Origin of the sequence: Mesorhizobium sp. CA8, from assembly GCF_020164955.1 — a bacterium.
Lineage (GTDB): Bacteria > Pseudomonadota > Alphaproteobacteria > Rhizobiales > Rhizobiaceae > Mesorhizobium.
Genome location: NZ_JAIUHG010000014.1, coordinates 12,975 through 27,039 on the forward strand (window position 1 = coordinate 12,975; position 14,065 = coordinate 27,039).

At 66.6% G+C, this 14,065-nt stretch carries 8 protein-coding genes; all 8 read right to left on the reverse strand.

What is annotated here, in order from left to right:
- Positions 1-3,513 (reverse strand): double-strand break repair helicase AddA, encoded by a 3,513-nt coding sequence (gene addA / locus LB553_RS16540; RefSeq protein ID WP_224514892.1) that lies wholly within the window; start codon positions 3,511-3,513, stop codon positions 1-3.
- Positions 3,510-6,644 (reverse strand): double-strand break repair protein AddB, encoded by a 3,135-nt coding sequence (gene addB, locus LB553_RS16545; RefSeq protein WP_224514893.1) that lies wholly within the window; start codon positions 6,642-6,644, stop codon positions 3,510-3,512. Before addB ends, addA begins: the two co-directional genes overlap by 4 nt.
- Positions 6,641-7,363: a nucleotidyltransferase family protein gene (locus tag LB553_RS16550; RefSeq protein ID WP_224514895.1), complete on the reverse strand. Its 723-nt coding sequence runs from the start codon at positions 7,361-7,363 to the stop codon at positions 6,641-6,643. The genes addB and LB553_RS16550 overlap by 4 nt, the downstream gene beginning before the upstream one ends.
- Positions 7,360-8,871 carry a tRNA (adenosine(37)-N6)-threonylcarbamoyltransferase complex ATPase subunit type 1 TsaE gene (gene tsaE, locus LB553_RS16555; protein WP_224514897.1) on the reverse strand — a complete coding sequence of 504 codons (1,512 nt, stop codon included), beginning with the start codon at positions 8,869-8,871 and terminating at the stop codon, positions 7,360-7,362. The genes LB553_RS16550 and tsaE overlap by 4 nt, the downstream gene beginning before the upstream one ends.
- A 10-nt stretch (positions 8,872-8,881) precedes the next feature.
- Entirely contained in the window at positions 8,882-11,461 is a 2,580-nt protein-coding gene (locus LB553_RS16560; protein ID WP_224514899.1) for a sensor histidine kinase, read from the reverse strand.
- 189 nt (positions 11,462-11,650) lie between these two features.
- Positions 11,651-13,051 (reverse strand): adenosylhomocysteinase, encoded by a 1,401-nt coding sequence (gene ahcY, locus LB553_RS16565; protein ID WP_224514901.1) that lies wholly within the window; start codon positions 13,049-13,051, stop codon positions 11,651-11,653.
- A 167-nt stretch (positions 13,052-13,218) separates the two neighbouring features.
- Positions 13,219-13,515, reverse strand: a complete 297-nt coding sequence (locus tag LB553_RS16570) for an HPr family phosphocarrier protein (protein WP_041000039.1) — start codon at positions 13,513-13,515, stop codon at positions 13,219-13,221.
- Positions 13,512-13,913 (reverse strand): PTS sugar transporter subunit IIA, encoded by a 402-nt coding sequence (locus tag LB553_RS16575; RefSeq protein ID WP_027166957.1) that lies wholly within the window; start codon positions 13,911-13,913, stop codon positions 13,512-13,514. Before LB553_RS16575 ends, LB553_RS16570 begins: the two co-directional genes overlap by 4 nt.
- Positions 13,914-14,065 lie beyond the last annotated feature (152 nt).

Below are 14,065 nucleotides of genomic sequence, written 5' to 3' on the forward strand. Positions count from 1 at the left end.
TCACGCTCCCGTGAGTCGGGCAAGGGCGTCATCCATGGCCTTGCCCGGCAGCTCGATCAGGCGCGGCGCTTCGGTGAAGAGCAGCGCCGCCGTCACCTCGCGGCCCGGATAGAGCGGCTGAAGCAGCGCGCGGTAGAGCGCAAGCTGCAGCACATAGGCCGGGGGCACTTCCGTCAGGTCTTTGGGCGCCGGCCGGTTGGTCTTGTAGTCGACGATCGACACCTTTTCCGGTGTGACAGCCAGCCGGTCGATCTTGCCGGAGATCGAGCGCAGCCTGCCCTTCACCTCGAGGCTGCCCATCACCGCGACTTCCGCGCGTGACGACGGCGAGAACAAGGCGCCGAAGCGGCCGTCGGACAGGATCGCAAGCACGGCGTCCAGCGCCCTGTCGCGCTCGCCGTCCGGCCAGCCCGCGCCGGCGCGCGCCAGGTAGCGCTCGGCCGCATCCTGCCTTTCGTCCTCCGCAACGCCGGGCAGCATCTGCAGCAATTTGTGCAGGGCAAGGCCGCGCATGATCGCAAAGCCGGGCTCGGCCTGGGCGTCGAGCACCGGCGAGCGTGTATCGGGCGCAGCGTCTTTCGCTTCCTCGATCAGCGCCGAGGCGCCGGAAGGCGAAAGCGGCCGCGGCAGCTCCTCATAGGGCGGGAGCGGCCGGAACAGGTTTTCAGGCAGCGGCGCTATCTGCTCGAACGGCCCTGCCTCGTCGACGCTGGTCAACGCCACCGGCGGCAATTTGGTCATGTGGAACCGGTGCACGGCCACCTCGGCAGTCGCCGGATGCCGCCGCTCCGAACTCTCCGGCGCACCGAGCAGCGCCCTGCTGACGATCGAATGCCAGGTGCCGGTGCTGGGCTGCCGCTTGCCGTGATAGCCGCAGACGATCAGCCGGTCCTCGGCGCGCGTCATGCCGACATAGAGCAGCCGCCGGTATTCGTCGTCGGCCAGTTCGCGCGCCCGGACCGAGGCCGCCTTCGAGACGCCATTGGCGACATCGCTGGCCGAGCGCCACAGATAGCCCTTGCCCCTCCACTGTGTGCCCGAGCTCTCGAACGGCATCAGCCGCGGCAGATGCTGGTCGCTGAACGGTGCCGAGCCGCCATCGACCAGGAACACCACCGGGGCTTCGAGACCCTTGGCGGCGTGCACGGTCATGACCCGCACCTCATCGCGCGTCTGATCCATCTCGCGCTTGATCTCGGGGCCGGCATTTTCCAGCGTCGACAGGAAGGACTCCAACCCCGGCAGGCCGGTGCGTTCCTCGGCCAGGCAAAAGCTCAGGAACTCGTCGAGGATGTCGCCGGCCTCCGGCCCGAGCCGCGCCGTCATCTTGCGGCGCAGGCCGTCGCGTGCCAGCGCGGCGGCGTAGAATTCGAACACCGGCTTGAAGGCCACTTCGGTTGCCCAGCCGTCAAGCCGGCTAACGACAGCGGCGAGTCCCACATCCTCGGCCACATGTTGCCGGAGCGAGGCAATCAGCGACTGGCCTTTCGGCCTCCCGCCGGCCAGCGCCAGCAAAGTCTCTTCGGAGACCTCGAAGATCGGGCTGCGCAGCACCGCGGCCAAGGACAGGTCGTCCTCCGGCTGGATCAGGAAATGTCCAAGCGCGATCAGGTCCTGCACCGCGATATGGCCGGGCAGGCTCAGCCTGTCGGCGCCGGCGACCGGGATCTGCCGGTTCTTGAGGCTGCGCGACAGCGCATGTACGAAGCGATCGCGCTTGCGGACCAGGACGAGGATGTCGCCCGCGGTCAGCTTCCTGCCCTTGCCTTCGATGACCTCGCCGCTGCGCAGCCAGGTCTGGATGGTCGTGGCGACATGCTCAGCCACCCGCACCGCCGGCGCGCTGGCATGGTTGACCGGCAAGGTCCAGTCGTCCGGCTCCTCGACCATCTCGGCGCCGATCGAAGGCCACACCTCGACATAGCCCGGCGCGTCATTGCGGATCGCCTTATGGCTTAGCGGATCGGGGTCGTGGCTGATGCCGCGCCTGACACCCGGCTCGGCAAAGACGCGGTCGACGGCGGCCAGCACGTCGTCGCTCGACCGGAACGACCAGGTGAGCTTGAGATTGGCGAAGGCGGCTTCCGCGTCGCGCACGCGCCCGGCAAACAACTGCCGGCTTTCGGCGAAGGAATCAGGCGCGGCGCCTTGAAAGGAATAGATCGACTGCTTCTCGTCGCCCACGGCAAAGATCGTGCGCGTGACCGCCTCGCGCTGGCCAAGCCCGGCAAAGAATTCCTCGGTCAGCTTCTTCACCACCTCCCACTGGTCCGGGCTGGTGTCCTGCGCTTCGTCGAGCAGGATATGATCGATGCCCTGGTCGAGCTTGAACTGCACCCATGGTCCGGCATCGGGCCGCGACAGCAGGCTCACGGTGCGGGTGATGAGATCGTTGAAGTCGAGGAAGCCCCGCCCGCGCTTCAACTGCTCATAGCGCGCGATCAGCCAGCCGGCGACGGCGAGCGCTGCCGCTGTCCCTTCCAGCATGCGGAACAGCGCCAGCCGATCCGACACGTCGAGGATGGCCTTGGCTGCCGCGAGGTAGCGTTCCGGCAGATCCGGCAGCCGGTCGACAAGCGCCTTCTTGAAGATCTTTGGCGGCTCATAGGGGTCGCCGTCGGCCTTGAGAAAGGCCTTTGCCAGAAGCCGTAGCCGGCGGATCGGATCGGCTTCGGCGAATGCGCCTTGTGCATAGGGAATGACATTGTTCAGCACCTGCCGCGCGTCGGCGGCTTCGGCGACATGTGCGAATTCCGCGAACTGGCCGGGGTCGAAGCCGGGCAGCGGCCAGAGCGAAGCGGCGATGCCCTCGGCCGTCTGACCGGGCCTGAAGCCGAATTCGGCGAAGAGCGGCCGGAAGTCCCGATTCTTGCCGAGCTTGGCGATGAAGTCGCGCAATTCGTCTCGCTTGCCGACGATCTCGGCAAGCAGCGTATCGAGCCCGAACTCGCCGCCGCGCTCCAGCACGGTGGCGAAGGCTTCCGCCAAGCCTTCGACACCAGCGCCCGCGCCGGAGATCATGTCGCGGCGGGCATCGGCGAACAGCGAGGCCTCCATCTGCGGATCGAGCATCTCGAAATGCGCCGGGATGTTAGCTTCGAGCGGGAATTGGTGCAGCACGGATTCGCAGAAGGCGTGGATGGTCTGGATCTTCAGCCCGCCGGGCGTCTCGAGCGCCTCGGCGAACAGCCGGCGCGCGCGCCGCATCATGTCGCGGTCGGCGCCGCGGCCGTCCAGCGCCGCGATCCTGAGCGCCAGCTCCGCATCGGGCAGCGCCGTCCATTCCGACAGGGTCGAGAACACGCGGTTCGACATGTTGGCGGCGGCCGCCCGCGTATAGGTGAGGCAGAGGATCTTCGACGGATCGGTGCCGTTGAGCAGCAGCCGGATGACGCGCTGCGCCAAGACATGCGTCTTGCCCGACCCGGCATTGGCCGACACCCAGGCGGAATAGGCGGGATCTGAGGCGCGCGCCTGGCTGGCGGCGGTATCGGAAGGGATGGGGTATTTCATCCTTCCGCCTCGTCTTCGCTGGCGCCGCCGGCCGACCATTCCAGCACGCGCGCCAGATGATCGTAGTCGCCGTCCGCTTCGCCCTCGCGGAATGGCAGGGCGCGCGACAGATAGCCGGTGGTCGGGTCGGCATAGTGGAAAAGCAGCCGTTCCAGCCGTGCCCAGGCTTCCTCGGAGAGATCGTTGGCGGTGCGCGGCTTGCGGTTGTATTCGAGGATCGATTCCTCGAACACCTCGCCATTCGGCTTCAGCCGCACGAAGGCAAGCTGCGACGGTTCACGAATGCCGAGCTCCTTGAAGGCGCCGCGCCTGAGCAGCGCGCCTTCCAGCGCAAGCTGGGGCGACAGCAGCGTGTGCGCCTGCGCTTTCGAGGGCGAGGAGCCGGTCTTGTAGTCGAGGATGTCGGCCATGCCGCCGGCAAGCAGGTCGACGCGGTCGGCATAGCCGGAAAGCGTCACCCCGGTGCGGCCGACCACCGTCTTCTCGGCGCGCTCCTCGGCGTAGCGCCTGGCAACGGCATCGGCGCGGGTATGCTCCCATTCGATGATATTTTCAGCGAGCTTTTCGAAACGCGGCCACCAGATGGCCTCGATATCAGGCGGAAGCTTTGCCTCGGCAAAGCAGAGACGGCCGGCCTCGATGAGATTTGGCAGCGCGCTCGACGCCCTTGGATCCTCCACCCGCCGGGAGAACAAATGCAGGATTTCGTGGAACAAAGTGCCGCGTTCGGCCGCGCCCGGATCGCGGATCAATGGCTCAAGCCGCATCAGGCCGAGGATACGCCGCGCATAGATCACATAGGGGTCGCGGCGCAGCGTCTCGATCTCGGTGACCGAGAAATGCTGCGGGCGCATGCTGAGCGGCGGCTTGGGCTGCGGGCGGGAGGCAAAATCCTTCTTCTCGCCGGCATCGAGCGCGCGCCCCCAGGCAAGCAGCGCGTCGCCGCGGCCGCGAAGTGCTGCCGCCGGCTCCTTGCCGATGAAGGTCAGGATTCGCTGCAGCCAGCGCGACGGCACCGCCGGTGCGTCGCCGGAGCGTGCCGACCGCGTCAGAACCACTTCGCCGGCGCCCATCGCCATCTGGAAATCATGCGCGGCAAGGCCGATGCGCCGCTCCGGCGGCTCGAGGTCGATGCCTGTCTTCATCAGCCGCGACATGAAGCGGTCGCTCTCGGGCTTGCGCGGCCAAACCCCTTCATTGAGCCCGCCGACGACGAGCGTGTCGACATTCTGCAGTCGGGCTTCCAGCGCGCCCCAGATGGCAATGTTGCGGTCGGTGCCTTGCGCCGGCTTCACCGTCTCGGGCGCGATCAGCGCCTCCATCACGTCGGGCCACTCCGAAGCGGCGAAAGTAAAGGGCGAGGACGCGGCCACCAGTCCACGCAGCAGCTCGGCGAGTTTTTCGCCGGCGTCGCCGGCATAGAACTCCGCCAGACTGCCATCGGCAGCGCGGCCAAGATCCTCCAGCGCAACCACGCTGGCGCTGGTCAGCGTCGCGATGTCGGCATCTTTCTCGTCGCGCATCGCGGTGAGCGGCAGGAGCGCGTCGGTAAGGCGGCTAAGCATACCTCGCGCCTGCTCGATGCCGCGCACCGTCAGGCGCGAAAACCAGAAAGGCTGCCTTGTGTCGCCGCTCAGCTCCGCCAGCCGTGCCTCGAAAAGCGCGCCGAGCGATGCGACATCGGGCCGGCCGGTGCCGCCGCGCAGCGCCACCAGCTCGATAAGCTCCGCCGCCTTGCGCACAGTCGGGCGTTCGAGACCGAGCCCGAGCAGCGGATGCTTGAGCAAGGCAAGCAGGCCGACCGGATCGCCCGGCCGGAAGGCGGCGCTCAGCGCGAGCCTGAGCAAGCTGGCGGCCGGTGTGTTGATGAGCGGCGCGCCGCCGGAATCGTCGGCAACGACGCCGAAACGCAGGAGCTCGGCCGAAACCCGCCGCGCCAGCGCGCGGTCGCCGGTGACGAGCGCCGCGCGCTTGCCCGGTGCCTCTACGGCGCGCTTCAGCGCGATGGCGATTGCAACCGCCTCGTCGCGTTCGTTGGCCGCTTCCACCAGCGTCACGCCGGCCAGCGCCTGTTCGATGTTGTATGCCGTGAAGCGCGGCCGCGTCTCGGTCCAGTATTCGGTTGTTTCGGCCGGCCGCAGCGCCTCGCCGACAAGGGCCGCGCGCAACGCGAGCGGCGGTGGAGCGGCAACGATGTCCTCGACGTCTCGGCGCGGAATGCCGATGCCGCCGATCAGCTTGGCGAGGCCATATTGCGGGTGGCCGAGCGTTGCCGGACGCGCGCCGGGCGCGGTGATCGCCGCAAAGGATGCATCGTCCAGCTCGCGGTCGAGCCCGGGCAGCACGACGGCGCCGTTGGGCAGGCCGGCGATCACGGCAAGCAGTTCGGCGGTGGCGGGAATGGAACCGGTCGAGCCGGCGGCGATGACCGGTCCGGCCGGCGGATTGCGCTTCAGCCGCGCCGCTTCCAGGCGGATCAGCGCGCCGCGATGCGCGGCCGGATTGGAACGGTTGCGCTCCTTGAGCAGTTCCGGCCAATTGTCGGTGACGATGCCGAGGAAATCGAGCGTCACCTGCCACCAGCCGGCGAGGTTGCCGGTGACCAGCGTCGCGAGCTTCGCCCAATCCGTGCCTTCGGTCTCGATCTCATCCATCAGCCGGGCAAGGTCGCGCGCCAGCCAGATGGCGTCGGCGGCCGAGGTCGGCACGACGAATTCCTCGTTGAACCGGGCTCTGACATGCGCCGGGAGGCTTTCCTTCCAGGCGCGCACGAGCGGCGCCAGCAACAACAATCGCTCCTGCGCCGCGATCGGCGGCGCCAGATCTATTGCCGGCGCCGCTTCCGCGTCGAAGGCTGTCTCATCCTCGTCGAACTCGCCGAGCGGCCGCACCGTCGGCAGGATGGCGGAGCGCCTGCCCCCTCCCAATCCGGAAAGCATGTCGACGAAGGCGCCGCGCAGCGCCCGCGCGGCGCGCCGCGTCGGCACATAGATGGTGGCATCGGCCAGCGCCAGCGGCTCACCATCGAAGCGGAAGCCGGGGATCAGGCGTCCCTCGAGCAACGCCCCCGCCAGCGTCGGCAGGAACGGCGCTCCGGGTGGGATGGAAAAGACGCGGCGCGTGCCGCTCATACCGCCTTCGCGAGCGCGCCGGCGACGGCCGCTTCGGCGGCAGGGATCGCGTCCGGCGTGCCGACGGTGATCCAGCGTCCGTTCATCTTCATGCCGAACAGGCGCCCTACGGCGATCGCCTTGTCGAAATAGATATTGAGCGAATGCGAGCCTGTGGGCGCGTGCTTGAAGATGCGCGGATGGATGATGGCGGCGCCGGCATAGATCAACCCCGCCGGATCACCCTTCGAGCGCCGTAGGGCTCCATCGGGGGCAACCAGGAAATCCGTGCCGACGCAATGCCCGGTCGCTGAGTCGAGATCGGTAAGCATCAGCAGAATATCCATTCTCGCGGCGTCCCATGCAAGGGCAAGACGCTCGAGGCTAGGCTGACCGCTGTCGATCCAGAAGGTATCGGCATTGATGATATAGAAAGACTCAGTGCCCAGAAGCGGCAGTGCCTTGACGATGCCGCCCGCCGATTCCAGCAGCGCCTCGCGCTCATCGGAGATGACGATCCTCGGTGCGCGCCTATTGGCGACATGCTTGACGATCTGCTCCGGCAGATAGTGCACGTTGACAACTGCCTTGGTGACGCCAGCGGCTGTCAGGCTGTCCAGCCCCCAGTCGAGCAAAGTCTTGCCGGCGATCGTCACCAGCGGCTTGGGCATCGTATCGGTGATCGGCCGCATGCGCTTGCCGAGCCCGGCCGCCAGCACCATCGCGGTCGTCGGCTTCATGGGACCCGTTCCTCGAGCAGGCCGTGGGCCATGTAGAATTCCTTCAGGCCGGCCAGCGCCGGATGCGCCAGCGCCCGCCTCAGATAATCGCGGATGCGCGGCAGGTGCTTCAGATAGTAAGGCTTGCCGTCCCGCTTTTCGAGCCGCACGAAGATGCCGAGGATCTTCGAATTGCGCTGCGCCGCCATGATCGCATAGGCCTCGGCGAACCCGGCCTCGTCGAAAGCGCCGGCGGCGCGCCTGGCCGCGACATAGGCGGCAACCGTCCGCCGCTCGATCTCGGGCGGGACGGTGACGCGCGCATCCATAGCCAAGGAGGCGACGTCATAGGCGGCAGGGCCGATCAGCGCGTCCTGCACGTCGATGATGCCGAGCCGGTCGAGGCCGGAACGCTCCGCCCGCCAGATGATGTTGGGCGAATGGAAGTCGCGCAGCATCAGCGTGTATTCGCTGCCGGCGAGGCGGTCGAGCACCGCATTCCATACCTGGTGATAGCCGTCTCGCAATTCATCGTTAGCCGGTCCGCCGGTGATCCAAGGCACATACCAGTCGACCAGAAGATCGGCCTCGATCAACATGGCTTCCCGATCGAAAGGCGGCACCTCGTGGAACACGCCGGGTGCCGCTTCCATGCGCGTGGACCAGGCCTTGCCATGCATCATGGCCAGCAGCTCGGCCGCCGCTTCGTAGCGTTCGGCGATGGGCAGGCCGTCCTGGCCGAGAAAACCTTCCGAGCCGAGATGTTCGATCAGCAGAAAACCCTGGTCGAGGTCCTGGGCATGGATCGCCGGCACGCTGACGCCTGCTGCATAGAGCGCCCGGTCGATGGCGACGAAAGCGGTCACGGATTGCGCCGTGTGGGCGATCACCGCATAGGGCTTGCCGTCGCGCACCGGCGGCCCGAGCACCAGGCGCGGCGAATTCATCAGCACCCGTGGCGCCTGGCCGGGCAGCGAGACGATCTCGTAGGAGCGGGCGGAGGCGTCTCCGACGAAATGGCGGCGGGCAGCTTCGCCCCAGCCTGCGGCGGCCAGGAAATCGCGCATCGCCAATGATCGCGCCACGCGCTCGAAAACCGGTCCCTGCCCGGAAAGCCGCGCCACGCGGCCTTCGCCCTGCTCGGCAAGATCGACCCACAGCGCCGTTCCCGGCAACCGGTCTGCCGCCCGTTCCGGCCATTCGATGAGCGCCGCGCCTTGGCTGAGCGCGTCGTCGAGCCCGAGCTCATCGATCTCGTCCGGCGCGGACAGCCGATAGAGGTCGAAATGATGCACCGGAACGCGCGTCTCGTAGCTCTGCACCAGTGTGAAAGTCGGGCTCGGCACTTCGAGGCCGCTATCGTCGGCAAGCGCCCGGATCAGCGCGCGCGCCAGCGTCGACTTGCCGGCGCCGAGATCGCCTTTCAGCGCGATCGCGTCGCCCGCGCGCAACGCCATGGCGAGGTCCTCGCCAAGCCTTGCCGTTGCCGCCTCGTCGGCGAGAAAACGCTCCAACACCGTTCCTGCCATATAGTCCGCGCTACTCGGCCGCGTCGCGGATGCCCGCCGGCGTATCGGGGATCCCGGAAGGCTTGTCCGGGAAGGTGCAGATCACCGTGGTGCCCTTGTCCTTGCCGGTCTCGATGCGCACGGTTCCACCATGCAGTTCGACGAAGCTCTTGACAATCGAGAGCCCGAGCCCCGCGCCGCGCCGCCGCCCGCCATTGGTGCGCGGCTCGAAGCGGCGGAAGACCGATTCCAGCACATCCGGCGGCATGCCGGGGCCGTCGTCATGCACGGAGAACTCGACGCCGTCGGCCAGCCGGCGGCAGGTGAGCCGGATCGTGCTTGCCTCCGGCGCATAATTAGCCGCGTTGCTGAGCAGGTTGTAGAGGATCTGGCGGATGCGGGTCTCATCGCCATGGAAGCTCGCCGGCGCCTCCGCCGCATCGATCTCGAGCTTGATTTGATGCTCGTCCAGCCGGTCGGCGACCAGCTCGGCGGCCGCGGCGATCGTCCTGTCGACGCTCATTTCGGAGATGTCGAGCTGCATGATGCCGGCATCGACGGTCGCCAGGTCGAGGATATCGTTGACGATGGTGAGCAGCACCGATGAGGACGAGCCGACATGCTCGACATATTCGCGCTGTTTGGGCGTCAGCGGCCCGGTCGCGGGCAGCGACAGAAGCTCGGTGAAGCCGATGATGTTGGTCAACGGCGAGCGCAGCTCATAGGACACGTGCTGCACGAATTCATTCTTCAACTGGTCGGATTTCTCCAACGCCTCGTTCCTGTCCTTCAGCGCCCGTTCGACATTGACGGTGTCGGTGACGTCGACGAAGGTTATCATCACCTGGCCATTGGGCAGGTGGATCACCGCATAGCTCAGCACGTCCCCGTTCATCAGCTCGATCTGGCCGCGGCGGTCGCGGCGCTCGTCGTCGAAGCCGGTGACCGCGGCGACGAAGCCGCCCCACGGGCTGTTCGCCGCACGCTGGTCGCACAGGTCGCGGATCGCCGAAACATGGATATTCGGCTTGACCGCTTCCGCCGTCAACCCCCACAGCGCGACGAAGGCCGGATTGGACAGCCGCAGCCGCCCGTCCGGACCGAACACGACCACGCCCTCGGCGAGATTGTCCAGCGTCTCGCCCTGCACCCGCACGGCGGTCTGGTAGCGGCTTTCGAGGTCCATCTTCTCGGTCAGGTTCTCGAACACCCAGGTGACGCCGCCCTTCGGCTGTGGGTTCGCCACGACGCGGATCGTCTTGCCGTCCGGCAGGTGCCACCAATGCTCCTGCGATTCGACGGCGCGATAGGCGCTGAGCAGGTTTTCCTTCCAGCGCCGCCATTCCGGCTGCTCGGCGATCCTGCCTTCTGAGCGCAGCCGGTCGAGCAGCAGCGTGTTGGAAGGAGCGCTGAGCAGGAAGCCCGAGTCGAGGCCCCAGAGCTTCTGGAAGGCCTGGTTGAAGAAGCGCAGCTTTTCCTCGGTATCGAAGATCGCCACCGCGGTGTTCAACTGGTCGAGCGTGTCGGCATGGCTGCGCACGGTCCGCTCATATTCGGCGCGGATCGTCTCGGCCGCGCTGGTGTCGCAGGCAAGCCCCGCCGAGCCCTCGGCGCCGGCGAAGTCGGTGACCGCGAACATGCGGCGGTCGCCTTCGATCACGGTGGAAAGCGTCTGTTCGAAGACGGGTCGCGTCTTGTGCTGCTCGGCGATCTGATCGCGCGCCTGGCCGCCAAGGAATTCCTTCGCGTCGCGCACCGCCGCGGCCGGGCTTTCGGCCTCCACCGCCTCGGCATAGGCGCGGTTGACCCATTGCAATCGCCCGTCCGCGGCTCGCAGCCATGTCGGCATCTTCAACGCGTCGAGCAGGCCGATCAGGGTGTCGTATTCTGCGTTGAGCCGCTGGTTCTCGATCTTCAGCCTGGCCTGGTTGCGCAGCGTCTCCGACAGCGACACGAAGCGCACCAGCACATGCGCCGCGCTCTTGCGGCCATGCACCTCCAGCGGCACGCCGGCCTGCGTTTCGATGACGAGGTCAAACGCCTTCGCCTGTTCGCGCAGCGCGGCGACCGCGTGCTCCAGCGCCGCCGCCGAGCGCGGCATGAGCCAACGGCCGAAGGCGAGGAAGGCTGACCTGTCGTCGGGCGCGCCGCTTTCCAGCGGCAGGCTGCCGATGAGCTCGGGCTTCTTGTTGTCCATTGTCCAGACGATCAGTCGCTGGTCGCGCAGGTTGAGCAGCGCTTCGGAACGCTGCAGCGCCGCGTTGACGTCCGCGACGCGGGCCCTGAGCTGGACATTCTGCGAGGCGGTGCGGGCACGCTCGCGGATCAGGAAGATCGCCGAGACCATGGCGGCGCCCATGACGCCGACGAACATGGCGAGCTGCATGACCTCAACGGTGCCGACCGGTGCAGCGACCTTTCCCGGAATGCCCGCATCGGCGTGGGCCGCAAAGACAAGCAGCGGGCCGGCAAGCGCCGAGGTGCCAAGAAGCGAGGCCAGCCGCAAGCCGGCGCGAAAACCGCCGCCGCTCACGGCCGGGCCGATCTCGTTCGAATCCCTATGGCCGCCGGAAACGGCCTTTCCCGCGCGTGGCGGGTAATCCCCCGGCATGTCTTGGTCCTCTTCGCCGCTTGAATGCAAGACCGCCCTGAATGCGTCCCGGCCCAACATGTCCCCGGACCGCGAATCACAACAATAACGCCTGCCGGAATCGGCGTGAAGAATCATTGGCGCAAAAAATAAAGCCGGGCGGAAAGTCAACCACCCGGCTTCAATATCTGGTAGATAATTTAGCTTTGGTTAATAGCGGTAGTGTTCCGGCTTGTACGGACCCTGCGGCGTCACGCCGATATAGGCGGCCTGCTCGCCCGAAAGCTCCGTCAGCTTGGCGCCGAGCTTGTCGAGATGCAGCCGCGCCACCTTCTCGTCGAGGTGCTTGGGCAGCACATAGACCTGGTTCTGATACTGGCCGTGCTTGGTGAAGAGCTCGATCTGCGCCAGCACCTGGTTGGTGAACGAAGCCGACATGACGAAGCTCGGATGTCCGGTGGCGTTGCCGAGGTTGAGCAGGCGTCCTTCGGACAGAAGGATCATCCGCTTGCCGTCCGGGAAGGTGATCAGGTCGACCTGCGGCTTGACGTTGGTCCATTTCAAATTGCGCAGCGCCGCGACCTGGATCTCGTTGTCGAAGTGGCCGATATTGCCGACGATCACCATGTCCTTCATCGCCCGCATATGGTCGAGCGTGACGACGTCCTTGTTGCCGGTTGTGGTGATGACGATGTCGGCGGTGGGGGCGGCGTCTTCCAGCGTCACCACCTCATAGCCGTCCATGGCCGCCTGCAGCGCGCAGATCGGGTCGACCTCGGTGACCTTGACGCGGGCACCGGCGCCGCGCAGCGAGGCCGACGAGCCCTTGCCGACGTCGCCATAGCCGCAGACCACTGCGACCTTGCCGGCCATCATCGTGTCGGTGCCGCGGCGGATGCCGTCGACCAGCGATTCCTTGCAGCCATATTTGTTGTCGAATTTCGACTTGGTGACGGAATCGTTGACGTTGATTGCCGGGAAGGGCAGCAGGCCCTTCTTCTGCAGCTGGTAGAGGCGGTTGACGCCGGTGGTGGTCTCCTCGGTGACGCCGCGGATCGCTTCGCGCTGCTTGGTGAAGAAGCCCGGCGAGGCCTTCAGGCGCTTCTTGATCTGGGCGAACAGGATCTCTTCCTCCTCGCTGCCGGGATTGGACAGCACGTCCTCGCCGGCCTCGGCGCGCGCGCCGAGCAGAATGTACATGGTGGCGTCGCCGCCATCGTCCAGGATCATGTTGGAGGTGCCGCCGTCGGTCCACTGGAAGATGCGGTCGGTGTAGTCCCAATAGTCTTCCAGCGACTCGCCCTTGACGGCGAAGACCGGGACGCCGGCCTCGGCGATGGCCGCCGCGGCATGATCCTGCGTCGAGAAGATGTTGCAGGAGGCCCAGCGGATGTCGGCGCCCAGCGCCTTCAGCGTCTCGATCAGAACCGCCGTCTGGATGGTCATGTGCAGCGAGCCGGTGATGCGCGCGCCCTTGAGCGGCTGCTTGGCGCCGAACTCCTCGCGGCAGGCCATCAGGCCCGGCATTTCGGTTTCGGCGATCTCGATCTCCTTGCGGCCCCAGCCGGCAAGCGAGATGTCGGCGACCACATAGTCCTTGCTACCCGTCATGGCAGTGCTCCGGTGTGATTTTTCTCAAAGGCGCGCCGGCGCCGGGAGGCGCGTGGAAGGGGCGCGGTTGCCGCCTGACTAGCAGATCGGCCGCCATACGACAATGGGACATAAAGAAATCTTTATGCGCGCATGTCTTGGGAGCGCAACACACGAGCGTTGCGCGATCAGATTTCCTCGCCGAAACGCGAGGCGACCAGCTGCTCCAGCGCGTCCATGGCCGGCACGGCCTCAGGGCCGCTGGCGATGACGCGGATCGAATAGCCCGGGCTCGCCGCCAGCATCATCAGGCCCATGATCGACGTGCCACCGACCTTCACGCCGTCCTTCTCGACATGGATGGTGGCGTCGAAGCCGCTGGCGACCTGGACGAACTTGGCCGAAGCGCGCGCATGCAGGCCGCGCTGATTGATGATCGGGAACTCCCGCACAACCTCGTCCGTCTGCGGCGCCGATGCGTTCATTTGCTGCTCAGGAGCTGGCTGGCGACGTTGATGTATTTGCGGCCCGCCGCCTGCGCTTCGTCGAGCGCGGCAGCCATGTTGTCACCCTTGCGGATCGAGGAGAGCTTGATCAGCATCGGCAGGTTCATGCCGGCGATGACCTCGGTGCGGCCGGATTCCATCACCGAGATGGCGAGATTGGAGGGTGTTCCGCCGAACATGTCGGTGAGCACGATGACGCCGGCTCCAGTGTCGACGCGCGCCACCGCGTCGACGATGTCGGCCCGGCGCTGCTCCATGTCGTCGTCGGCGCCGATCGCCACGGTTTCGAAATTGTCTTGCGGCCCGACGACATGCTCCACGGCATGCCGGAACTCGGTGGCGAGTTGACCGTGCGTCACGAGCACGAGTCCGATCATTCTCTGGTGGCTCCCGTCATCGCCGCTTCACAGGCGTATCTTATGTTCGCCAGCCATTCCAGGCGGCGGGAGCGCTATCTTGTCGACGCACGGCCGGTTGACAAGCCCAAAATTGCGGCGGTCCGGGCCATTTTGACGCATCGCAACAAAAA

Excerpts from the sequence above, each read along its gene's own strand:
- addA (WP_224514892.1), bottom strand. The coding sequence starts at position 3,513 with ATGAAATACCCCATCCCTTCCGATACCGCCGCCAGCCAGGCGCGCGCC.
- addB (WP_224514893.1), bottom strand. The coding sequence starts at position 6,644 with ATGAGCGGCACGCGCCGCGTCTTTTCCATCCCACCCGGAGCGCCGTTC.
- LB553_RS16550 (WP_224514895.1), bottom strand. The coding sequence starts at position 7,363 with ATGAAGCCGACGACCGCGATGGTGCTGGCGGCCGGGCTCGGCAAGCGC.
- tsaE (WP_224514897.1), bottom strand. The coding sequence starts at position 8,871 with ATGGCAGGAACGGTGTTGGAGCGTTTTCTCGCCGACGAGGCGGCAACG.
- LB553_RS16560 (WP_224514899.1), bottom strand. The coding sequence starts at position 11,461 with ATGCCGGGGGATTACCCGCCACGCGCGGGAAAGGCCGTTTCCGGCGGC.
- ahcY (WP_224514901.1), bottom strand. The coding sequence starts at position 13,051 with ATGACGGGTAGCAAGGACTATGTGGTCGCCGACATCTCGCTTGCCGGC.
- LB553_RS16570 (WP_041000039.1), bottom strand. The coding sequence starts at position 13,515 with ATGAACGCATCGGCGCCGCAGACGGACGAGGTTGTGCGGGAGTTCCCG.
- LB553_RS16575 (WP_027166957.1), bottom strand. The coding sequence starts at position 13,913 with ATGATCGGACTCGTGCTCGTGACGCACGGTCAACTCGCCACCGAGTTC.